Origin of the sequence: Pseudonocardia sp. DSM 110487 (assembly GCF_019468565.1) — a bacterium.
Taxonomy (GTDB): domain Bacteria; phylum Actinomycetota; class Actinomycetes; order Mycobacteriales; family Pseudonocardiaceae; genus Pseudonocardia.
The window spans coordinates 5,873,285-5,894,231 of record NZ_CP080521.1 but is presented as its reverse complement, the minus strand read 5'-3'; the positions used below and the strand labels follow the sequence as shown (position 1 = coordinate 5,894,231).

The 20,947-nt window shown below is 75.2% G+C and carries 12 protein-coding genes; 9 read left to right on the top strand and 3 right to left on the bottom strand.

Annotation, left to right across the window (positions count from 1 at the left end; translation table 11 throughout):
* Positions 1–25 precede the first annotated feature (25 nt).
* Positions 26–1,096 carry a DUF3616 domain-containing protein gene (locus K1T35_RS27480; RefSeq protein ID WP_220254711.1) on the bottom strand — a complete coding sequence of 357 codons (1,071 nt, stop codon included), beginning with the start codon at positions 1,094–1,096 and terminating at the stop codon, positions 26–28.
* Between the two features lie 96 nt (positions 1,097–1,192).
* Between K1T35_RS27480 and K1T35_RS27475 the strand changes: the two genes are divergently transcribed.
* Together K1T35_RS27475 and K1T35_RS27470 are read left to right on the top strand one after the other, a co-directional pair.
* The gene (locus tag K1T35_RS27475; protein WP_220254710.1) at positions 1,193–4,036 is read left to right on the top strand and encodes a BTAD domain-containing putative transcriptional regulator; all 2,844 of its coding nucleotides are present in this window, start codon (positions 1,193–1,195) and stop codon (positions 4,034–4,036) included.
* A complete protein-coding gene (locus K1T35_RS27470; RefSeq protein WP_220254709.1) occupies positions 4,033–6,936 on the top strand; it encodes a BTAD domain-containing putative transcriptional regulator in 2,904 nt (967 codons plus the stop codon). Before K1T35_RS27475 ends, K1T35_RS27470 begins: the two co-directional genes overlap by 4 nt.
* 73 nt (positions 6,937–7,009) lie before the next feature.
* On the opposite strand, the gene K1T35_RS27465 is transcribed toward K1T35_RS27470, so the two are convergent.
* Complete coding sequence (locus tag K1T35_RS27465) at positions 7,010–7,849, bottom strand: alpha/beta fold hydrolase (protein ID WP_255620784.1); 840 nt, start codon at positions 7,847–7,849, stop codon at positions 7,010–7,012.
* 78 nt (positions 7,850–7,927) lie between these two features.
* On the opposite strand from K1T35_RS27465, the gene K1T35_RS27460 reads away from it, so the two are divergent.
* On the top strand, positions 7,928–8,779 hold the full coding sequence (locus K1T35_RS27460; RefSeq protein ID WP_220254708.1) for a LysR family transcriptional regulator: 852 nt from the start codon (positions 7,928–7,930) through the stop codon (positions 8,777–8,779).
* 8 nt (positions 8,780–8,787) lie between these two features.
* On the opposite strand, the gene K1T35_RS27455 is transcribed toward K1T35_RS27460, so the two are convergent.
* A complete protein-coding gene (locus K1T35_RS27455; RefSeq protein ID WP_220254707.1) occupies positions 8,788–9,534 on the bottom strand; it encodes a zf-HC2 domain-containing protein in 747 nt (248 codons plus the stop codon).
* Positions 9,535–9,600: 66 nt separating this feature from the next.
* Between K1T35_RS27455 and K1T35_RS27450 the strand changes: the two genes are divergently transcribed.
* The 6 genes from K1T35_RS27450 to K1T35_RS27425 all read left to right on the top strand — a co-directional run bounded on the left by K1T35_RS27450 (position 9,601) and on the right by K1T35_RS27425 (position 20,945).
* The gene (locus K1T35_RS27450) at positions 9,601–10,173 is read left to right on the top strand and encodes a sigma-70 family RNA polymerase sigma factor (RefSeq protein WP_255620783.1); all 573 of its coding nucleotides are present in this window, start codon (positions 9,601–9,603) and stop codon (positions 10,171–10,173) included.
* 52 nt (positions 10,174–10,225) lie between these two features.
* On the top strand, positions 10,226–11,056 hold the full coding sequence (locus K1T35_RS27445) for an isocitrate lyase/phosphoenolpyruvate mutase family protein (protein ID WP_255620782.1): 831 nt from the start codon (positions 10,226–10,228) through the stop codon (positions 11,054–11,056).
* A 358-nt stretch (positions 11,057–11,414) separates the two neighbouring features.
* Positions 11,415–12,452: an arabinan endo-1,5-alpha-L-arabinosidase gene (locus K1T35_RS27440; RefSeq protein ID WP_220254705.1), complete on the top strand. Its 1,038-nt coding sequence runs from the start codon at positions 11,415–11,417 to the stop codon at positions 12,450–12,452.
* Positions 12,453–12,631: 179 nt separating this feature from the next.
* Positions 12,632–15,211 carry an AAA family ATPase gene (locus K1T35_RS27435; protein WP_220254704.1) on the top strand — a complete coding sequence of 860 codons (2,580 nt, stop codon included), beginning with the start codon at positions 12,632–12,634 and terminating at the stop codon, positions 15,209–15,211.
* 150 nt (positions 15,212–15,361) lie between these two features.
* Entirely contained in the window at positions 15,362–17,968 is a 2,607-nt protein-coding gene (locus tag K1T35_RS27430; protein ID WP_220254703.1) for a LuxR family transcriptional regulator, read from the top strand.
* A 208-nt stretch (positions 17,969–18,176) separates the two neighbouring features.
* On the top strand, positions 18,177–20,945 hold the full coding sequence (locus K1T35_RS27425; protein WP_220254702.1) for an AAA family ATPase: 2,769 nt from the start codon (positions 18,177–18,179) through the stop codon (positions 20,943–20,945).
* Positions 20,946–20,947 lie beyond the last annotated feature (2 nt).

The following is a 20,947-nucleotide window of genomic DNA, read 5'->3' as shown; positions in this document are numbered from 1 at the left end:
GTTGCACGGCCGCCTCACCGGCGTGTCACGGGCCGATCCGATCGGCGAGCACCGAGTGCGGGGTGGGCCTGCGGGCGGGCGACGGGCTGTCGTAGACGACGAGCAGCCGTGCTTCCGCGCCGTCGCCCGGCTCGAGCAGCGCGATGCCCTCGGCGTGGTCGACCCCGTCACCGTGCGGCAGGTCGGTCTCGAGCGTGATGTCCTCGCCGCGCACGACCAGTCCGGTCCGCCCCGCCACCGCGCCGTGCCAGCGGTACACGCGCACGGGTCCGGACAGCGCCATCGACGGGCCGGCCAGCACGAGCAGGTCGTCGCCGTCGGGACACAGGTCCCGGACGCCGAGCCCGCCCAGGTTCACGAAGTGCTTGCGGTAGCGGGTGCCGTCCGCCCACGAACCCAGCGTCAGCCGGGCCGGATCGCGCGCATCGGGCACCGGGAGCACCTCCAGCACGACCGCCCATCCCCGCAGGACCGGGCCGCGCAGACCGATGTAGAGCGAGTCGCCGTGCGCGGCGAGGCCCTCGACGTCGAGCCCGTTGTCCTTGGACGGGATCGCGAGGAAGGGCGCGAGGTGCTCGTCGTCGCTCAGCAGGTCGGTGAGGTTCTCCGAGCCGGCGCCGCCGATGAGCGCCGAGCGCCGCCCGTCGGCGGCCACGCGCACCGGCTCGGGCCTGCCGTCGGCTCCCGGCTCGACGGCGAGCCGGGCGATCACGTAACGGTTGGCTTGCCGCTTGACCTTGGCAAGGCGCCTGACCGCCTTCTCGACGCCGTGGTGCGGCTTGATCTGCTTGCGGGCCAGGCTGTGTGAGCCGACCGCCCACAGCCAGCCCTCACTGCGCGCGATGCCCTCGATGTCGGCCTCCTCCTCGGGAGGACCGGGCAGATCGACCAGGTCGGCGAGCGCGAAGCTGCGCTCGCACCCGCCCCGGGTCGGCGCCGACGGGGAGTCGAGCACGAGGCGCTCGATCGTGGCCGTCTCGTCACCTGCGAGCCAGAGGTGTTCGCCCTCGGTGCGCACCGCGGAGAGATTGACGTGGTTGCCGGTGCGTGACGTTCCCCCACTGAAGACCAGCTCGACCTGGCCTGCACGTTCCATGGCGCCAATCTTGCTGTGTCCGCCTTCACGGATGCTTCACGGACGTATCACGCCCCGGGCACGCGGTCTCGGAACTCCTTGATCAGGGGGAGTGCGATGCTGGTACGTATGGGGGCTGCGCACATCGGTGGCGCGGGGGTCGAGGTGCTGGTGCTCGGCCCGGCACAGTGCACGGCCGATGGCGCCGCGCTGACGGTCGAGCGTCCGCTGGAGCGGGCGCTGCTGGTCCGGTTGGCACTCGCGACCGGCACCCCCGTCGCCGACGAGCGGCTCACCGCCGACCTGTGGGGCGACGCCGAGATCACGCGACCCGCCGAACGGCTGCGGGTGCTCGCCTCGCGACTGCGCAGGGCGCTCGGCCCGCACGCGGGCGTGCTGAGCCGCTCGCCGGCCGGGTATGCACTCTCCGCGCAGCCACGCGACCTGCTCGCGGCGCGGTCGGCCGCCGACGCGCTCGCCGCCGCCCGGCGCGCGAACGATCCCGCTGCCGCCCGCTCGGCGGCAGCGGAAGCCCTCGCGATGTGGCGGGGACCAGCGCTCGGCGACATGCGCGGTGTCGCCTTCGCGGCCGTCGAGGGGGAGCGCCTCGACGCGTGGCGGCTGGACCTGCTCGTGCAGCGGCTCACCGCCGATCTCGCCCTCGGCGCGGCTGCCGAGGTCGTCACGGAGCTCGATCGGCTGGCCGCCGAGAACCCCGTGCACGAGGGCCTCTGCGGGCTGCTTGCGCTCGCGCTCTACCGCGGCGGCCGTCAGACCGACGCGCTCGACCGGCTCGCCCGGATGCGGCGCACGCTCGCCGATGAGCTCGGTGTCGACCTCGGACCGGCCCTCGCCGACCTCGAGCTGCGCATGCTGCGCCACGACCCGGCGCTCCTCGAGGCGGGGCCGGCGCCGAGCACACGGGTGCCGATGAGCGGGCCACCGATGACACAGCCGCCGCCCCCGCGGACCGTCGGCACCCGGTTGCCCGCCCCGGCCACGACGTTCGTCGGCCGGGACGCCGACCTCGCCGTGCTGGTCGAGCGCTTGCGGGAACCCTGCCTGATCACGCTCGTCGGAGGGCCGGGCGCAGGCAAGTCGCGCCTGGCCGTCGAGGCGGCGTCCACGGTGGCTGCCGGCGGCCGCCCGACCGTGTTCGTCGAGCTCGCCCCGCTGAAGCCCGCCGCGTCGGTCGCCGCGACGGCCGGCGTGGCCGTCGGGGTACCGGCCACGTCAGTCGACCCGGTCCGCGCGATCGCGGCGGCGCTCGGCGGCGCGCTGCTCGTGCTCGACAACGCCGAGCACGTCGTCGAACAGGTCGGTGAGCTGGTCACCGCGCTACGCCGGCACACCGAGCTCACCGTGCTCGTCAGCTCGCAGCGCCCGCTGCTCCTCGCCGAGGAGGAGCAGCACCGGATCGGCCCGCTCGGCGCGGGGGACGCGGCGACGCTGTTCCGGCAGCGCATCTCCGTCGACGCAGAGCCGGGCGACGTCGGGACGATCTGCGCCGCGGTCGACCGGCTGCCGCTCGGCATCGAGCTCGCGGCCGGCTTGACCCGCACGCTCAGCGTCGCCCAGCTGGCCAGCCGGATGCCCGATCGGCTGCGGTTGCTCGTCGGCGGGCGCCGGGACGCGGGCACCCGGCACACCAGCATGCGCACGGCGCTCGCGTGGAGTCACGACCTGCTCGGCGAGCCCGAACGCACGCTGTTGCGCCGCGTGGCCGTGTTCTCCGGGGGGTTTGAGCTCGAGGCCGCCGAGCAGGTCGCGGCGGGCCCGCCGCTCGCGGCCGATGACGTCGCGTCGCTGCTTGCGGATCTCGTGGACCGCAGCCTCGTCACCCGGCAGTCGGATCGGGGCCGGCACCGGTTCACGCTCCTGGAGACCGTCCGGGAGTACGCGCTGGAGCAGCTCGCCGCCGCCGGTGAGGCCGAGGAGATCAGGGACCGCCACCTCGAGTGGTGTCGCACGATCGCCCGTGCGGCCGACCTCGGCGTCGTCGAGGCCGAATGGCCCAACCTGATCGAGGCGCTCGAGCGGGCACCCCGCTCCGAGCGCTCGGCCGAGGGATTGCGGCTGGCGCTCGCGCTGCACTGGTGGTGGCAGGCCCGTGGCCAGTTCGAGGAGGAGCGCCGCCACCTCGCGGCGCTCGTGGGCGCCGAGGGCGCGCGCCTCGAGGACCAGTGCTGGGCGCTGCTGTTCCACGGTCTGGCGAGTGCGCTCCTCGGCGAGATCGACGAGGTGGCGCAGCTGCTCGCCCGCACGTGCGAGCTCGCCGCCCGCTCCGGCAACGCCGAGCTGATCATGACGGCGCACCTCTACCTCGGCACGATCGAGATCCAGCGCGACAACGCGGCGGCGGGGCTCGAGGCGCTGGAGGCCGGCCGGGCGGTCGCCGAGAAGAGTGACGACGCCCGCTTCCTCGCGGCGCTGACCGAGATGGCGGCCGCAGGATACCTGTACCTCGGCGACGGCAAGGCGGCGATGGCGCTGTACGAGGTGGCCGCCGCCATCGGCGAGGGGCAGCCGCGCGAGCACGTGTTCGCGCGTGGTCTGGCCAGGCTGGACCCGCAGGCGGCGATGGACGTCGTCGAAGGAATCGCGACGTTCGCGGCCGCCGCGAACATCCGGATGGGTGCCCGCTGGGAGGCGCTGCGGCGGGCCGCGGCGTCCGATCCGGATCTCGATGCGGCGCTCCAGCACTGCGAGCAGCTCGCCAGGCTGGACAACCGGCTCACCGTCGCGCTACTGGCCGAACGCGGGGTGCTGCGCACCGAGGTTCCCGTCGACGAGCTCGGCGACCTGCTGTGGGTGGTCATGCGTTCCGAGCAGTGCCAGCGGCTCGTTGACCAGGCCGGGTGGACCGAGCGGCGCTACACCGACTGGCTGCGCAGGGCGGTCGTCCAGATACTCCTCCCCGGTCCGGGCTCAACGGCCGGCCTCCTCGACGTACTCGCGTGACGGCCCATCCGCTCGACGTACGGGTGCTCGGCCCGACCATGATCACGAGCGGCGGTCCCGCCGTGCCCGTCGACCGGCCGCTGGAACGGGCGCTGCTGGTGCGGCTGGTGCTGGCCCGCGGGACGCCGGTCCCCGACGAGCGGCTCGCCGCCGACCTGTGGGGCGACGTCGAGCTGAACCGGGCCCCGCAACGGCTGCGGGTCGTCGCGTCACGGCTGCGTGGCGCGCTGGGCGAGCACGCCGCCGTGCTGGGCCGCACTCCCGCCGGGTACCGGGTCGCGGGCGGGCCGACGGACCTCCTCGCGGCCGAGGACGCCGCCGCGCGGATGCACGCCGCCGCCAGGTCGGACGACCACGCCGGAGTCCGCGCCGCCGCCGCAGAGGCACTGGCGCGCTGGCGCGGCGCCGCGCTCGCCGACCTGCGCGCCGTGCCGTACGCGCTGGCCGAGGGGGAGCGGCTGGACGCGTGGTGGCTGGAGCTGACGGTCCAGCGCCTGCGAGCCGGGCTGGAGCTGGGCGCGGGCGGGGAGAGCGTCGCGGAGCTGACCGGCCTTGCCGGAGCCCACCCGCTGCACGAGCCGATCGCCTGCCTGCTCGCCCATGCGCTCTACCGCGCGGGCCGGCAGGCCGACGCGCTCGACCGGCTCGCCCGGCTGCGCCGGTCCCTCGCAGGCGAGCTCGGCGTCGACCCGGCACCCGCCACCGCCGATCTGGAGCTGCGGATCCTGCGCCAGGACCCCGCGTTGCTCGCCCCTGAGGTGCCGGCTCCGGCATCGGCCGGGGCGTCCCCGTCCGGCCGGTCCCTGCCCGTTCCGGGTACGAGCTTCGTCGGGCGCGACGCCGACCTCGCCGCGTTGCTCGAGACGCTCGCCGTCCCCGGCATCATCACGCTCGTCGGCGGGCCGGGGAGCGGGAAGTCGCGGCTGGCGATCGAGGCGGCGCGGGCGGTCGAGGGCCGCGCCGCGCGGCTCGTCGAGCTCGCGCCGCTCCGGCTCGACGACGTGGTGCCCGCCATCGCCGACGCCGCCGGCGTCGAGGTCGGTGCGGGCGACCCGCTGCCGTCGGTCGCGGCGGCGCTCGACGGATCGGTGCTGCTGCTCGACAACGCCGAGCACGTCGTCGACGAGGTCAGCGCCGCGGTCAGGACGCTACGGCTCGTGGCGCCGGGGCTCACCGTGCTGGTGACGTCGCAGCGGCCGCTGCTGCTGGCAGGGGAGACCCAGGTGCAGGTGGGTCCGCTTGCGCCGGCCGCGGCCGCAGCCATCTTCGCCGAGCGCGCCGCGCCCGACGCCCATCCGGACGCCACCGACGTCGCGACGATCTGCTCCGCCGTCGACCACCTGCCCCTCGGCGTCGAGCTGGCGGCCGGCCTCACCAGGGCGTTGACCGTCCCGCAGATCGCGACGCGCATCACCGACCGGGTCCGGCTGCTGGTGGGCGGCAGGCGCGACATCGGAGGCAGGCACACCAGCCTGCGCGCCGCCCTCGACTGGAGCCACGAGCTGCTCGGCGAGCGCGAGCGCACGGTGCTGCGCAGGCTCGCGGTGTTCGCGGGCGGGTGCGACCTGGACGCGGCAGAACGGGTCGCGCCCGACGGGGACGTTCTCGTCGGTGACATCGCGCCCGCGCTCACCGACCTGGTGGACCGCAGCCTTGTCGGCGCCGCGATCCGTGCCGCCGGTGCGGATGGACAGCGGTTCGTCCTGTTGGAGACCGTGCGCGACTACGCGCTGGGCCGGCTCGCCGCGGCGGGCGAGACCGAGGCGACGCGGGCCCGGCACCTGTCGTGGTGCACCGACCTCGTCACACGGCTGCAGCAGGTCGACGATTTCGCCGGCGTCGGCACAGTCTCCGCCGTCTACGCCGAGTGGCCCAACATCGCCGATGCTCTCGAGACCGCTCCCGGCACGCCGCGGGCGGCCGACGCGCTCCGGCTGGCGAACGAGATGCAGTCGCCGTGGATCGTGCGCAGCCGGTCCCTGACGGCCCGGCGCCATTTCGCCGCGCTCGCCGACGCCCCTGGCGCCGGCGCGGCCGAGCGTGGGCTGGCGATGAGCAACCACGCGTTCCATTCGGTGATGGCCGGCCTCAACTCCGAGGCGGCCGACCTGCTGGCCTCGGCATCGGGGCTGGCCGCTGAATGCGGTGACGACGAGCTCGCGCTGAGCGTGCACTACCACCGGGGCATCCTGGCGATCCAGCTCTGCAGGCCGGCCGAGGCGATCGCGACCCTGCGCGCCGGCCGGGAGCTGGCGCGGGCGAACGGCGACCAGCGCGAGTGGGTGTTCACCGATGCGCTGGGCAGCGCGTACCTGTTCGGGGGCGACACCGACGCCGCACTGGAGTGCTACCGGGCCGGCGTGGAGCACGACCGCGAGCGTGGCAACGAGCACGGGCTGTCACGCGGGCTCGCCAACCTGGCCAACGCGGAGCTCGACGCCGGCCGCCTCGACGAGGCCGTACGGCTGGCCGACGAGTCCGACGTGTTCGCCCTCCGCCTCGAGGACACCCAGGTCTCCACGATGAACGAAGTGGTCCGGGGCATCGCGGCGCGCCGGGAGGGGCGGCTCGCCGACGCCGAGAAGCACTGCCGCGGCGCCGTGGCGTACGCGGAGGGCCTGCCGACCATGGCGAACACCGATCTCGCCGACGTGCTGGTCGAGAAGGGGGAGCCGGCCGAGGCCGCCGCCCTGCTGGACGTCGTCCTGTCGGAGTCGGCGGAGGGCGAGCTGGCCTGGCTGGCCGCCCGCGCCGTGTCGTGTGCGCTCGCCTGCGCCGTCGGGGACCCGGGAGCGCGCGAGCTGGTCGAGCGGACGGCCGCCCAGCACGCGGCCGCCGGGTTCGGGTGGCGGCGCTACACCGACCGCCTCACGGAGGTGACGGCCAGGCTCGGGTCGTGAGACGGCGGAGCGCGGAGGCCGTGCTCCGTGTGGTCGACGAGCTGCCCCGCATCCGCCCTGTATGACCGGTCCGCTATGCGACGAAGAACGCGCCGAGAGCGCCGGCCACCCGGTCCGGGTCGTTCTCCATGGGGATGTGCCCGGCTCCCGGCACCCGCACCAGCGTCGACCCCGGGATCTCGCCGGCGAACCGCTCGGCGTGGTGGATCTGCTGGAACCCGTCGTCCTCTCCCCAGACCAGCAGCTTCGGGTGGGTGTCGGCGCGCAGGGCGTCGACGAGCTCGAGGGTGTAGCGGCTGTCGGCAGCACCAGCGAGGGACATCCACGAGCGCGCGACACGCGCGTCCGTCCATGGTGAGAGGTACTCGCGCAGCTCGTCCTCGCCCGCCGGGCGGGCCAGCGCGGTCGTGATCGCCGTGCGGCGGGCGGCGAGGATCTCCTCGACCGTCGTGCCGGCCACGATCTCGGGATCGCGGTAGCGGGCGACCCCCGGCACCGGCCACGAGTCGTAGGCGACCGAGTTGACCAGCGCGAGCCGCTCGATGTCGAGTCCGTCCGTGACGAGCAGGCGCTGCGCGACGGCGCCGCCGATGTCGTGCCCGGCCACCCCGGCCAGCGCCGTGGGGTTCAGCGTCTCGACGAACCGCGTCACCCAGTCGGCGAGTGCCGGGACCGTGGCCGTCTCCAGGGTCAGTTCGCCACCGGAGCGCCCGCACCCCGGCATGTCCACGGCCACGGATTGCAGGCCGGCCGCGGCGAGCCGCTCGATCACCGGGGCCCACACCCGGCTCCAGTAGGTGCCGTGCAGGAGCACGACGACGGGGCCGTCGCCCGCGGTGAGGTAGCTGGCGGCGTGACCGTCGAGGTCGATCTCGCGGCGGCTGGTCGTGATCTTCGATGTACGGGATGTCACGACATCACTATCTGGTCATGCGGAGCCGATCTCAAATATCATTTCTGCCATGCCACGCATGTCGCTTCGGCCATCCCAGTGACCCTGTCGCAGCTGCGCATCCTCCTCGCGGTGGCCGAGCACGGCGGGTTCACCTCGGCGGCCGAGCGCCTCCAGAGCGCCCAGCCGGCCGTCAGCCGCGCCATCAGCGCGCTCGAACGCGAGCTGCGCACCGCGCTCTTCGTCCGCAGGCGCGACGGCGTGACGCCGACCGAGGCGGGCGCGGCGGCGATCCGGCACGCCAGGGAGGCCCTGCGCTGCCTCGACCGGCTCACGCAGGACGTGAGCGCGGCCAGCGGCCGGCTGAGCGGGACGCTTCGCCTGGCGAGCCTCCCCAGCGCGACCGGCACGCTGCTGGCGGCCCCCATGCGCGCGTTCACCCACCGCCACCCCGACGTGAGCATCCGGCTCTTCGAGGGCACCGACCAGGAGGTCAGGGACTGGATCGGGCAGGGAGGGGCCGACGTCGGCGTCGTCACGCTGCCGGCGCCCGGCTTCGACTGCGTCGAGCTCGGCGGCGACGAGATGGTCGCGGTGCTCCCGTCACGGCACCGGCTGGCCGAGCACACCGCGGTGACGTTCGTGCAGCTCGCGGGCGAGCCCTTCGTGTTCCCCACAGGCGGATGCGGCCCGTTGATCGTGGGCGCCGCCCGCCGTGCCGGCGTCACGCTCGACATCACGCTGGAGGCGCGCGATCCGCAGGCCATCGTCGAGATGGTCGCGGCGGACCTGGGCGTGAGCGTCATGCCGACGCTCAACCTGCCAGGCAGGCCGCCGGGCATCGTCACTCGGCCGCTCGAGCCGCACCTGCCGCGGAGGCTGGCGCTGGCGCTGGGACCCGATGCCGGCCCCGCGGCACGGGCGTTCGTCGAGGAGCTCGCAGTTCCCTGACCGGCGCCTCATGCCGCCCGGTGGTGCGCAGAGGGCTGAAAGCCCCCGTCGCCGAACCGGGGCCGGCCGAACCGGACGTCGCGGCGGCCGGTGCCGCCCGACCCGTCGTCGCGGACGGCGGCAGTGGTCCCGCCGCCGCGGCCGAGGCGGGCGTGCAGCAGCAGGAGCGCGAGGCCCGCGATCACCGGCAGGTGTCCGAGGAGCCTGCCGGCCGTGACGTGCCCGGCGAGCACGTCCAGGGTGCTGAGGGTCACCAGCAGCGCGACGAACGCGCCGATCACCGGCACCAGCCCGCCCGCGCGGCGCGCCCCGGTCGCGGCCCATCCGAACGCGACGCCGAGTGCGAGGTTCCAGGCCGCGCTCTCGTGCGAGAAGTGCGCCATGCTCGCCCCGGCGAACTGGTCGGGGCCTGCCCCGGTCGCGGCGATGACCCCGCTGACCGCGAGCGCCAGCTGCCCGACCGCGATCGCCGCGAGTGCGGCACGGACGGCGTCGCGGGCGATCGAGCGCCGCGTCCGTCGGGGCGCAGGGCGGGATTCGCCCGCGTCGAGCGCGGCGAGGAGCCCGGGCAGGACGTCCGGGAGATCCTCCGCGGGGCGGATCCGGGTCAGCCGCGTGACGTGCGCGGCCCGTTCGGAGAAGGCGCGGCAGGCCGCGCAACCTTCGAGGTGGTGCTCCACCACGCCGGGCTCCACGCCCGTGTCCTCGCCGTCCATCCGCGCCGAGATCGCGTCCCGGTAGTCCTCACACCGCATGTGCCTATGGTCGCTTGTGCCCGCCCGCGCGGTTCCCCGGCCGGCCGGGACACTAGGCTGAATGCCGTGACCGAACGACCGGACGACGGGCGGATCACCGCGTGGGCACTCGCGGCCGGCCGCGGAGACCGGGAGGCCCTTTCGGCGTTCGTCCGGGGCACCCAGCGCGACGTGCTTCGGTTCGTCTCGCACCTCGCCGACCCCGGCCAGGCCGAGGACCTCGTGCAGGAGACGTACCTGCGCGCCGTCGGGGCACTGCCGCGGTTCGAGGCCACGGCCTCCGCGCGCACCTGGCTGCTGTCGATCGCCCGGCGGGTCGCGGCCGACGCGGTGCGGGCCGCGGGCCGGCGGCCTCGCACCACCGCCGTCGGCGACTGGGACGCCGTCGCCGTGCGCACGGGGGCGGTGCGCCGCGCGGGCGACGAGGCGGTGCTGCTCGCGCAGCTGGTCGCCGGGCTCGATCCGGACCGGCACGAGGCGTTCGTGCTCACGCAGGTACTCGACCTGAGCTACGCCGAGGCGGCGCGGGTGTGCGGCTGCCCGATCGGCACCATTCGGTCGCGGGTGGCGCGGGCCCGGGAGGACCTCGTGCGGGCCCTTGACGCCGGGATCCACACGGGGCGGCGCCGCGAGGCCTGATCGCTCCGGATCACGCTGGCGCGGCTCGGTACGGTCTTCCATCGTGGCGAGGATGACGAGCAGCGACTTCACGGGTACCGACATGACCGCCCGGTTCCGGGCCCTGCACGTCCCCGGCGAGCCGTTGCTGATGCCCAACCCGTGGGACGAGGGATCGGCGAAGGCGCTCGCCACGCTCGGGTTCGCGGCGTTGGCCACCACCAGTAGCGGGTTCGCGGCCACCGCCGGCCTCGTCGACGGTGCGGTCGGCGCGGTGGACACGCTCGAGCACGCCGCCGCGGTGGCGGTGTGCGTCGACATCCCGGTGAACGCCGACCTCGAGGACGGGTGGGGCGACGACCCGGCCGAGGTGGCCACCACCGTCGCGGAGGCCGTCGAGGCAGGCCTTGCCGGCTGCTCGATCGAGGACTACAGCGCGGGCGCCGACCCCGAGATCCACGACATCGGCCTCGCCGCCGACCGGATCGCCGCCGCGGCCGACGCCGCCCTGGAGGGCCGCGGGCTGGTGCTCACCGCCCGTGCCGAGAACTTCATCCGCGGCAACCCGGACCTCGGCGACACGATCGAACGCCTGCAGGCCTACCAGGAGGCGGGCGCCGAGGTGCTGTACGCGCCTGGCCTGGTGGAGCTCGCCGACATCCGCAGCGTGGTGTCCTCGGTCGACCGGCCGGTGAACGTGCTGATCATGCCCGGTATGGCCCCGATCGAGGAGCTGGCGGAGGCCGGGGTCGCCCGCATCTCGGTGGGGGGCACGTTCAGCGCGGTGGCGTTCGGGGCGCTCGCCCGCGCCGCCCGGGAGCTGAAGGATCACGGCACCTACGGGTTCTTCGAGCTCGCCCGCGAGGGCCGCGAGCTCACGACGAAGGCATTCCGTCTGCACTAGTGCCCCGGCAAGGAAGGTTCGCCACGTAACTCGACGGCCCAGCTTCCCGCTGGGCGCACCGGCGAACCGGCCGAGTACGCCCGGTACGAGGCCGGCTCGCCGGCACACCCAGCGGAAACCTGGATCCGCCGATTTACGCACCAACCTTCCTTGCCGGGGCACTAGAACCTCGTAGAGACCGCTAGATCCACGCGGAATCCACCCGGTGGATCGGCGCGTCAGGGTGACGCGCGTCACTCTCGGGTGACATGGCGTTGTCGCTCCGTCGCCGCGCGCCTCGCCCCGCCTACGCTGACCGTCGCCTCGGCGATCTTGCTCCCTCGGTCGCCGCGGACGCCTCGTCCCCCTCGCAGAACGGATGACGCCCGTGCGACTCGCGCCGCTCCTCACCGTCGTCGCTGCAGTGGTCGGGTTGACGGGTGCGCTGGCGCCACCGGCCGCGTCCGCTGCGCCCGCGGCGCCTGCGCAGGCGGAGGAGCCGTGGCGGCTCAGCGGTGATCTCGCCGCCCACGACCCGGCGCTGGTCGCGGGCGGGGGCGGCCAGGACTGGTACGTCTTCGCCACCGGCGAGGAGGGCAAGGGCGACGGCAACGTCCAGATCCGCTCGTCGGCAGACGGGCACAAATGGACCTACGAAGGCACGGTCTGGGACGAGATCCCTCAGTGGATCAAGGATGCGGTGCCGGGCGTCAAGAACATCTGGGCCCCTGAGGTGTACGAGGCCAACGGGATGTACTACATGTACTACTCGGCTTCCACCTGGGGGAAGAACCGCTCCGTCATCGGGCTCGCCACCAACGAGACGCTCGACCCGTCAGACCCCGCCTACGAGTGGGTGGACCGCGGCGAGGTCATCGGCTCCGAGCCGGACGACGACTTCAACGCGATCGACCCCGGCGTGATCGAGGACGGGTCGGGCACGCCGTACATGGCGTTCGGTTCCTACTGGAGCGGCATCCGGATGGTGAAGCTGGACTGGCCGTCCGGGAAGCTCGCCGACCCCGACAAGGAGCCGCTGCACATCGCCGACCGCAAGGCTTCGCCCAACGCCATCGAGGCGGCCTACATCGTGAAGAACGACGGCTTCTACTACCTCTTCACGTCGTGGGGTCAGTGCTGCCAGGGCTCCGACAGCGACTACAAGATGATGGTCGGGCGGTCGAAGAAGGTCACAGGCCCGTACGTAGACCGCGACGGCCGCAAGCTCCTCGACGGGGGCGGCACCACGCTGCTCACCACGTCGGGCGACCGCGTCGGACCGGGCGGGCAGTCCGCGTCCGAGGAGATCATCGCCTACCACTACTACGACAAGTCGGCGGACGGGGCGACGAAGCTGGCCCTGCAGCCGATCGCGTGGGACGACGACGGCTGGCCGGTGCTCACCAACAAGGCCTGACCGCCCAGCTCTCGGACGGTTCCGGCGGGACCAGCGCAGCTCGAGCCGGCCGGCGCGGACGTGCTCGTCCTGACGTCACGACGGCTTGTAGCGGCTGCCCATCTCGACCGGCACGTATCAGGCCGGGAATCCGGCCCTCGAAGGAGAGACGGGTGGCACGGGCGGGAGGGTGACGTCGGGTGCACGAGCTGCGAGAGCGGGACGCCGAACTGGCTGTGCTCCGCGCCGCGCTGGCGGACGCGGCCAAGGGCAGGGGATCGATTGCGGTCGTCGGCGGCGAGGCCGGGATCGGCAAGTCCAGCCTCCTGCGGGCGTTCCTGGCCGGTGCGGCGACCGCGGTCCGGGTGCTCGCCGGTGGCTGTGACGACCTGCTCGCGGCACGCCCGCTCGCACCGCTGCGCGATGCGGTGCGCACCGTGCCCGGCCCGCTCGCCGACGCGCTCGGCGACAGCACGGAACACGATCTGCTCGACGCCGCCGTCGCGCAGCTTGCGGCGCGGCCCTCACTTCTGGTCGTCGACGACGTGCAGTGGGCCGACGACGCCACGCTCGACGTGCTGCGGCACGTCGCACGCCGGATCGCGCAGCTGCCGGCGCTGCTGGTGCTGGCCGTGCGGCGAGACGCCCTCCGCAGGGGCCACCCCGCGCAGGCGCTGCTCGGCGCGCTCGCCGGGCTGCCGGTGACGCACCTGGACCTCGCGCCGCTCACGCCTGCCGCGGTCGCGGCGATGGCCGGCACCCGGGACGCGGCCACCCTGCACCGGATCACCGGCGGAAACCCCTTCTTCGTCACGGAGGCGCTCGCCGCGCCGCAAGGGGTCCTGTCGGACAGCGTCGCCGACGCCGTCCGTGCGCGGCTGTCCGGGCTTCCGCCGGAGTCGGTCGCGGCGCTCGAGGCGTTGTCGGTCGTGCCCACCCCGGTCGAGCCGACGCTCGCGGCGGGCCTTCTCGGTGACCGGATCGCGGCGCTCGCCGCCGCCGAGGAGCAGGGCGTGGTCGAGCTGCGCGCGGCCGGGTTGTCGTTCCGGCACGAGCTGGCTCGGCGCGCCGTCGAGTCCACGTTGCCCGGGCTGCGCAGGCGCGCGCTGCACGCCCGGGTAGTGGCGGCGCTGCGCGAGAGCGGCAGCGCCCGCGCGGAACAGCTCGTGCACCATGCCGTCGCCGCGGGCGACGCCGGCACGGTGCTGGAGTTCGCTCCGGCCGCGGCACGGGACGCGGCCGCAGGCGGGTCGCACCGGCAGGCACTCGCCCACCTCGAGGCCGCCGCCGCATTCGCCGACCGGCTGGCGCCCGAGCCGCGAGCCGGCCTGCTGAGCGACCTCGCGTGGCAGCTCTACATCGCGCAACGGTTCGGTGAGGCGATCGCGGTCGGGCGCACGGCGCTGGACCTGTGCGCAGGGCTGGAGCTCCCGCAGCTGGAAGCCGCCCTGTCGGTGCGGCTCTCGCGCTACCTGCTCATGTCCGGTGAGCTGGCCGAGGCCGAGCGGCTCCACCAGCGGGCGACGGCTCTGCTCGGCGATCACGGCTCGCCGGCCGCCCGCGCGGAGCTGGCCGGCAACTACGGGTCCTTGCTGCTGCTGACCAGCCGGTGGGATGAGGCAGCGCCGCAGCTGCGCACCGCGGCGGGACTCGCGGCCGAGGCCGGGCGACCCGATCTGCAGGCGCTCGCTCTCGCCTACCTCGGACTGGCCCGCTACGAGTCCGGTGAGATCGTGGGAGGCGAGGCCGATGTCCGGGAGGCGCTGGAGCTCAGCGTGCGGCATCGCTGCGACGAGGCGGCCGTCCGGATCTACACCAACCTCGGCGAGATGCTCGCCGTCGCCGCGGACTGGTCAGCCCTGGCCGCCACCGTTGCGCAGGGGCGGGCCTTCTGCGCGGAGCGCGGGATCGTCAGGTACGCCGCGCTGCTCGACCTGCAGGAGTGCCAGCTGCGGATGCGTGCAGGCGAGTGGGACGTCGCCGAGAGCGGGCTCCGGGAGCTCGCCACGCGTGGCCGGGGCATCCCCACCTTCGTCCCGAGGATCGAGGCCTGCCTGGGGAGGCTGCTCGCCCGGCGCGGAGCCGACGAGGCCGGCGGGCTCGTGCAGGGCGCCTGGCAGGAGGCGCGCCGCCAGCAGCACCCGACCAGCCTGCTCCACGCCGGCCTCGCCGTCGCCGAGTGGGCGTGGCTCCACGGCACGACCGCCGCGACGGACGAGGTCGCCGAGGTCCTGCTACCGCGGCTGGCGCGCTCGCCCGCATGGGCGTGGCCGCGCGGTGAGCTGTGCCGCTATCTCGCGCGGGCGGGAGTGGCGGTGGAGCCGTTCGACGGCTGCCCCGATCCCTACGCCGCGGGCCTGCGCGGGGAGTGGCGCACCGCGGCCGCGGTGGCAGAGCGGGTGGGCGACCCCTACGAGCGGGCGCTGGAGCTGGGGTTCTCCGGCGACCCCGACGCGATGATCGAGGGCTGGGTGGCGCTGGACGCCATGGGCGCCGCCGCGGCGCGGCCGGTCCGGCAGGAGCTGCGGGCACGCGGGCTGACCCGCCTGCCCCGCCGTCGCAGGCCCGAGCGTCGGCCCGGTCCGGCGGGCCTGACCCAGCGCCAGCTCGACGTCCTCGACCTGATCGGCGAGGGCGCGACCAACGCCGAGATCGCCGGGCGGCTCGATCTGTCGGTGCGCACCGTCGATCACCACGTGGCGGCGATCCTGACGCGGCTCGGCGCACGCAACCGCCGGGAGGCGGTGCGCGCGGCCCGCGCCGTCACGGTGCGGCCCTAGGAGCGCGCGACCCGTCGGTGCCGAACGCTGACCCGGTTCCAGGCGTATCCGTGGCGTCGCTCGCGCCTCCTAACTCGGTAACCGCCACCGATCCGCCGGGTCGGCGCGTCCGGGACGGTGGGCGAGGACTGGGGGTACGGAGGGGAGTCGATGGTGATCGGGGTGGACGGCCTGCTGGAGCGCGAGCCCGCTCTCGCCGTGCTCGACGCGGCGACGAGCGGGGCTGCGGCGGGCCGGGGAAGCGTCGTGCTCGTCTCGGGGGAGGCGGGGATCGGCAAGTCCGCGCTCGTCAGGGCGTGGTCCGTGCGGGCGGGAGACCGGGTGCGCGTGCTGTGGGGCGCCTGCGACGACCTGGTGACCGCCCGCGCGTTCGGCCCGTTGCGGGACGCGTGCTGCGGCACCGGTGGTCGCCTGGAGGCGACCTTGGCGGAGGGCACGGGCGAGGCGGTGTTCGAGGCGGTACTCGGCGAGCTGCAAGGCGGGGGGACGACCGCGCTCGTGGTGGAGGACCTGCACTGGGCCGACGACGCCACGCTCGACGTGCTCGGGTACCTGGCCCGGCGGATCGCGGACCTGCCTGCCGTGCTCGTCGTGACAATCCGGGAGGGTGCGGTGCCGCAGCGGCACCCGGTGCACCGGTGGCTCGGCAGCCTCGCGGGCTGCCCGGTGCACCGGGTGGCGCTGCGGCCGCTGTCGGACGCCGCAGTGGACGCGCTCGCGGCCGGAAGCGGCTGGCACCCGGCGGCGCTCGCGGAGCTGACCGGGGGCAACCCGTTCTTCGTCACGGAGGTGCTGGCAGGCCGTGACGCCGTGCCGGCGTCCGTGGCCGACGCAGTGATGTCCCGCGTGGCGCAGCTGGGGGAGCGGTGCCGGGCGGACCTGCTGCAGCTGTCCGTCGTGCCGGGGACCGTCCCGTTCGAGCTGGCCGACGCGCTGCTCGGCGAGCACCTGGAGGCGCTCGCCGAGGCCGAGGTCCGCGGGATGCTCGAGGTGCGGCTCGACGGCGTCGCGTTCCGCCACGAGCTGGCCCGGCGCGCCGTCGAGGCGAGCCTGACCGGGCTGCACCGCAGGCGCCTGCACCAGGCCGTGCTCGCGGCGCTGCAGCGCTTGCCCGTCCCCGATCTCGCGCGGCTCGTGCACCACGCCACGGCCGCAGGCGACGTCGATGCCGTTCTCCGGTTCGCCGTGCGGGCCGGGCGCGAGGCGGCGGCCGCGGGTTCGCACCGGCAGGCGCTGGCCCACTTCGAGGCCGCCGTGGCCCATCTCGGCCGCCTCGAACCGCGGGAGCGGGCCGCGTTGCTCGACGACCACGCATGGGAGCTGCACAACGCCCACCGCTTCGCCGACGCGCTGCGGGCGGGCGCGGCGGCCGTCGCGCTGTACGCGGAGCTGGACGAGCAGGTGGGCCTCGGCGAGGCGCGGGTCCGCCTGTCGCGCTACCACTACCTGGCAGGGCACACCGGAGACGCGCAGGTCGTCGCCCGGCAGGCGGTCGACGGGCTGCGTGGCGCCCGCTCACCCGCGGCGACGGCGTACGCGCTGACCTACCACGGGGCAGCACTCGCGCTCGGCGGTGACACCACGACGGCGACGGCCGTACTCGACGAGGCGCAGGCCGCAGCCGAACGCTCCGGCCGGGACGACCTCGCCGCGCTCTGCCTCAACTACCAGAGCATCGCCCGCCCCGGCCTGACCGGCGCGGCCCGGATCGCGCTGGTCCGCGAGAGCCTGGAGCGGGCACTCGCAGGCGGTCACCACGAGGCCGCCGCTCGCGGCTACACCAACCTGGCCGAGCTGCTGTACCGCTACGGACGGCTCGCCGAGCTCGACGAGTGCGTCCGGGATGGCCTCGACTTCACCGCAGGGCGCGGGTTCTGGTCGCACGCGTACAACCTGACGGTGCACCGTTGCCTGCTCCAGCTGCGGCGCGGGGAGTGGGACGCGGCAGGCGAGGGGCTCGCCGCGCTGGTGGACCGCGACGAGGACCCTGGCATGCTGCGCCTCTACGCCGAGCCCGCCCACGGCAGGCTGCTCGCCCGGCGCGGCGATCCGGCCGCCGCGGACGTGCTGACCGCGGCGTGGGAGCGGGGGCGCAGGCAGGGCTCGGTGCTCGGGCTCGCCTACACCGGCACCGCGCTCGTGGAGTGGGCCTTCCTGAACGGCCGCCCCGACGTCGCCACCGCCGTGCTCGACGAGTGGCGCCGGCACGCCGACCGGCCCACTGCCGAGCCGGCGTGGGCCGAGCTGCTGCGCTACGCGCAGCGCGCAGGTGTGCCGGTCGCGGCGCTGATGGTCACCGTGCCCGAGGGCTGTCCCGAGCCGTGGGCCTCGGCGCTGCGCGGGGACTGGCGAGCGGCGGCGCAGGCCTTCGAGGCCGCAGGCGACCCGTACGAGGCGGCGCTCGAGCGCGCGGGGTCCGGCGTGGTGGAGCCGACGCTGCAGGCCGTGCACGCGCTCGACGACCTCGGCGCGGCCCCGGCCGCAACCGCAGCGCGCCGCCGGCTGCGCGCGCTCGGGGTGCGCACCATCCCCCGCGGCCCGCTTGCGGCCACCCGCGCCCACCCGGCCGGGCTCACCAGCCGGCAGGCCGACGTGCTCGACCTGCTCGCCGAAGGCCTCACCAACGCCGAGATCGCCGAGCGGCTCGTGGTCTCGGTCCGCACGGTGGACCACCACGTCTCGACGATCCTCGGCAAGCTCGGCGTTCCGTCGCGCCGGCACGCATCGCGGGTGGCCCGCACGCTGGCCAGCGCCTGATCCGACATGGGCGTGATCCGACATGGGTAGGCCTCACCGATGCGCCGCGCGCGCACCGGGACGAACCTCGAGGCCATGGAGCCGACACCGAGCCGCACCCGGCGCGAGCAGCTGACCACGCGGGCGATCCCCGCCTTCCGGCCGACCCGGATCCGGTGATTCCCGCGTGACGTTCCCCGTGGCATCCCGCGTCCGGTGTACTGGGCCCGTGACGACCGTGCTCCGCTGCCCGGTGGTCGTGGGCCGCACGGAAGAACTGGCCGACGTACGCAGGCTCGTGGCCGCCACCGCGTCCGGGCGTGGCGGTGCGCTGGCCGTCGTCGGCGAGGCGGGCGTGGGCAAGACCCGGCTGCTCGACGCCGCCGTGTCGGCGGCGGCCGATGTCGGGCTGCTGGTGTTCAGCGGTCGTGCGGTGCAGGGCGGGGGCAGCTACCGGGCGATCGCGGAGGCGGTCGTCGGGCGGCTCGACGCACCCGCCGTCCGCGAGTCCGCGGCAGTCCGTCCGTACCGGGCCGCGCTCGACGCCCTCGTCGCAGGCGGTGCCGGTGTGGCCGACGGCGCCGACCCTGCGGTCGTGCTCGGGGAGGGGGTGCTGCGTGCGCTGTGCGCCATCGGCGCAGGGCACGCCGGATGCCTGCTGCGGCTGGAGGACCTGCACTGGGCCGACGAGGACACCCTCGCGGTCGTCGAGTACCTCGCGGTGGCCGTCCGCGACCGGCCCGTGCTCGTCGCCGTGTCGAGCAGGGACGAGCCGGAGAAGGCCGCGGCCACCACGCGGCTGCGCGCGCTGCCCGGGATCAGTACGGTGCACCTGCGCAGGCTCGGGGAACCCGAGGTCGCCGCGCTCGCGGCGGCGTGCCGTGGCGGGCAGCCGCTTCCGCCGGACGCCGTCCGGGACCTGCATGCGCGGTCGGACGGACTGCCGTTCCTCGTGGAGGAGCTGCTCGCCGAGCCGGGCCGGGACGTGCCGCCGAGCCTCGCCGCCCTTGTCGCGGCCCGTCTCGACGCCCTCGATGCCCCGCAGCGCGCTGTCCTGCACGCGGCCGCGGTCCTCGGGCCCGACCCGGACTGGCGGCTGCTCGCTCCGGTCAGCGGTGTGGCGGACGCCGATGTCGTGCGCGCGCTGCGCCGGGCCGTCGGCGTCGGGCTGGTGGTGCGGGCGGACGCCGGTGCATTGCGCTGGCCGCACGCGCTCGCCCGCGACGCGGTGCTCGGCACGCTGTTGCCCCCCGAGCGCGCGGCGCTCGCGGCCGGGGCCGCGCGGCTGCTGGCTGAGCGCGCGGGCCCGGACGACGAACCGCGCGCGGCGGAGCTGTTCGCCGAGGCGGGCCGCCCGCGGGACGCCGCACGGGTGTTGCTGGGGCTGGCCAGGCGAGCGGCCGGCCGGGGTGCGTTGCACACCGCGGACGCGCTGCTCGCCCGTGCCGCGGCGGCGGCCGCGCTCGATGCGGAGATCGTCGGCGAGATCGTCCTGGAGCGGGTGAGCGTGCTGACCCTGACGGGGTGTGCCGACGATGCGCTCGCGCTGGGCGATGCCTACGTCGATTCGCTGACCGGCGAGGCGCACGCCGAGCTGTGCCTTCGGCTCGCCCGCACAGCGGTGACCGCGGCTCGTTGGGCGGCCGCGCGGGACTACGTCGACAGGGCGGGGCGGCCGGAGGATCCGCGCTCTGCGGTGCTGCGTGCCGACGCGGCGTTCGGGATCGGCGACCAGGACCAGGCCGCCGCGCTGGCGGCCGACGCCGTGGCCCGCGCCGAGCGGGCAGGTGCGCCGTCGGCGCTCTGCGAGGCGCTGGGGATCGCGGCGCGCACCACGTGGCAGACCGATCTCGGGGCCAGCCGGGCGGCCTATCGGCGGGCCGCACAGGTGGCCGCGGAGCACGGGCTCACGCCGTGGCGGGTCGCCGCGCTCTTCGGCGTCGGCATGCTCGAGGTCCTCGAGGATGCCGAGGCCCCGACGCTGCGGCGGGCCCGCGAGCTCGCGACCGAGACGGGCATGCTGGCGCAGCTCGCCTCGATCGACATCATCGAATCCGACCTGGTACTGCACACCCGCGGCCCGGTCGCCGCAGGGGAGCTCGCGGGCCGGGCCGCGGACGCCGCCGCCCGCCTGCGCCTGCCCCAGCTGCAGGCGCAGGCGCTGGAGCAGGTGGCGGCGTACCGGGCCGCGGCAGGCGATGCCGCGGGCGCGGCCGATGTCCTCGCGTCGATCGACCAGTCGCACCACGCGACCAACCCCCACTGGACGAACCCCTTCCGCGGATTCGCGACCGCGATGGGCGCGCTGCTGGAGCACGATCTTCCGCGTGCGGCCGCGGCGATGGACCCGACGGTGCCGCAGGTGCGGAAGGACCGGGGCCTCGTGCTGCTCGCCCCGGTCGGGCTCTGGATCCTGCTGCGCGCCGCGGCAGGCGACCGTGCCGCCGAAGCGCGCGCTCAGCTCGTCGCGGAACCCGGTGGTTTGTCGCGCACGATCCTCGCGGCCCTCGACTACGCCGACGCCGTCTTGGCCGGCCGCTCCGGTCGCGCGGAGGACGCTGTCGCGCACCTACGCGCAGGCGACGCCGCCCTCGCCGCGCGGCCCTGGTGGCGGCGGTTGCTGCGGCTCGTGGTGCTGGGCTGCGCGATCGCCGACGGCTGGGGCGATCCCGTCCCGGAGCTGCGCGCCGATCTCGCGGCGCACCGGCAGGCAGGAGATGCCCACCTCGAACGGGCCTGCCATGACCTGCTCCGCCGCGCAGGCGCCCCCACCCGTCGCAGGGGCCGCACCGTCGTCCCGCCGCGGCTCGCGGCACTCGGCGTCACCGGTCGCGAGGCCGAGGTCCTCGCATACGTCGCACGCGGGTTCACCAACGCCGAGGTCGCGGAACGGCTCGTCCTCTCCCGCCGCACGGTCGAGACCCACGTCGCCAGCCTGCTGGCGAAGACCGGGGCCGCGACCCGCCGGGACCTCCGCCGGTGGGCCGACCCGGCATGATC

Bases quoted from the DNA above. Each gene is read 5' to 3' on its own strand.
- K1T35_RS27455 (WP_220254707.1), bottom strand. From the start codon at position 9,534: ATGCGGTGTGAGGACTACCGGGACGCGATCTCGGCGCGGATGGACGGC.
- K1T35_RS27480 (WP_220254711.1), bottom strand. From the start codon at position 1,096: ATGGAACGTGCAGGCCAGGTCGAGCTGGTCTTCAGTGGGGGAACGTCA.
- K1T35_RS27475 (WP_220254710.1), top strand. From the start codon at position 1,193: ATGCTGGTACGTATGGGGGCTGCGCACATCGGTGGCGCGGGGGTCGAG.
- K1T35_RS27445 (WP_255620782.1), top strand. From the start codon at position 10,226: ATGACGAGCAGCGACTTCACGGGTACCGACATGACCGCCCGGTTCCGG.
- K1T35_RS27440 (WP_220254705.1), top strand. From the start codon at position 11,415: ATGACGCCCGTGCGACTCGCGCCGCTCCTCACCGTCGTCGCTGCAGTG.
- K1T35_RS27430 (WP_220254703.1), top strand. From the start codon at position 15,362: ATGGTGATCGGGGTGGACGGCCTGCTGGAGCGCGAGCCCGCTCTCGCC.